Origin of the sequence: Kitasatospora sp. NPDC001261 (genome assembly GCF_042896795.1) — a bacterium.
In the GTDB taxonomy this organism is placed as follows: domain Bacteria; phylum Actinomycetota; class Actinomycetes; order Streptomycetales; family Streptomycetaceae; genus Kitasatospora.
Genome location: NZ_JBIAXP010000071.1, coordinates 1 through 1643, shown reverse-complemented (window position 1 = coordinate 1643; position 1643 = coordinate 1). Strand labels below are relative to the sequence as shown.

The 1643-nt window shown below is 68.6% G+C and carries 1 pseudogene; it reads right to left on the bottom strand.

The features are described 5' to 3' along the window. Positions 1 to 212, bottom strand: a pseudogene (locus ACFY4B_RS42560) (hypothetical protein); the annotation flags it as partial. Between the last annotated feature and the right edge of the window lie 1431 nt (positions 213 to 1643).

The window sequence follows — 1643 nt, the reverse complement described above, 5'->3', positions numbered from 1 at the left end:
GTGGTGGTGAGGCGGCCGAAGTCGTGGGCGTGGGCGGTGGTGGTGGTGGGGTTGGTGGTGAGGGTGCCTTGGAGGGGGGGTAGGGGGGCGATGTGTCCGGGGGGTGTGGGGGTGTTGGTGGTGGCCCAGGTGCGGGTGGTGGTGTTGAAGCCGATGATGGTGGCGGCTGCCGCGGTGAGGAGGGTGCGTCGGGTGAGGTCGGGGTGGGTCATGCGGGGTGGTCTCCTTGGTGGTGTGGGTGGTTGGTGGTGGTTGGTGGTGGGGGGTGGGCGGGCCTGGTTGGTGCGGGGCTTGCGGGGCCGGCGCCCTTGGGCGGGTGTTTCGTTAAGTCCCTTTGGTTCCGGGTTGGTTCGGTGTGGTGTCCGAGCTGGTGGTGGTGCCGTCCTGGGCGGGCGGTGGTGCCCGGTGGTGCGGGTGGTTGTCGGGGTCCTGGCCGTGGCCGGTCTGGTTGCCGGTCTTCGGTTCGCGGCTGGTCCCGGGTGGTTGCTGTCCGGTTGGTGCGGGGCTTCGGGGGCGGCGTCCCGAGGCGGGTGATTCATGAAGTCCCGTTCGCGGCAGGTTGGTTGTGGCTGTTCGGGGTGGTGCCCGGGGTGGTTCTGTCGGCGGCCTGGTGGTGTCCGGGTGCGCTGGGTGGTGTCCTCGGGCGGGGCCGGTCGCGGCGGCCCTGTTGGTCCGGGGTGGTGCGGGAGAGGGGTGTCCGACCGGGCTCTTGGGGCGGGCGGGGGAGTGAAGTCCCCTTCGTGTTGGGCATGTTGATGCTGGTATGGGACCTCGGTCTTGCCTGCCTGCCTGCCGGTCCTGTCCGGCCCCCTGTCGGTTTCTCTGGTGTTGCTGTGCTGCGACGGCGTCCGTACTGGTTCCTGCTGGGGCTACCGGCCTTGCTGGTTCTGCCGTTTCGCTCTTGCTGTCCTGCTTCAGCCGGTCGTACTGGCCGTTCCTGCCGGTCTCACCGCGGTGGTCGTACCGGTTGCTTCTGCCGACTGCTTCTACTGGCGTCGTTGTTGCCAGTGCACGGGCTTCGTCGGTTCGGGTCGTGCTGGTCTTCGGGTTCTGCCGGCCGGTCTTGTTGGTCCGGCCGTAGTGGCTGTACCGGCTCTCCTGCTGTGCCGTTCCTGCTGGCCCGTGCCGACCGTTTCCAGCGTTCTGGTCCTTGCCGGCTGTTCCTGCTGTCGGTACTGGTCCTGGTGCTCTGGTTTTGCGGGTGTCGCCGGTGGTTCCTGCCGGTCCCGTCGTTCAGGTGGACCGGCCCTTCTCGGTCTTGCCGTGCTGTGAGTGCGTCTGTCCGTACTGGTTCCTGCTGGGGCTACCGGTCCTGCTGGCCCCGCCGTTCCGCTCTTGCCGGCCGCCTCGTCGGCCCTGCTGGCCCGGTCCTGCCGGTCCTACCTGCTTGCCGGTCCTGCTGGTTGAGGGGTGCGGGGCTGGTTCTCTTGCTGTTCTGCTCCAGCTGGTCGCGCCGGCCGGTCTTGTTGGTCCGGCCGTAGTGGTTGTACCGGCTCTCCTGCTGTGCCGTTCCTGCTGGCCCGTGCTGACCGTTTCCAGCGTTCTGGTCCTTGCCGGCTGTTCCTGCTGTCGGTACTGGTCCTGGTGCTCTGGTTTTGCGGGTGTCGCCGGTGGTTCCTGCCGGTCCCGTCGCCCAGGTGGAC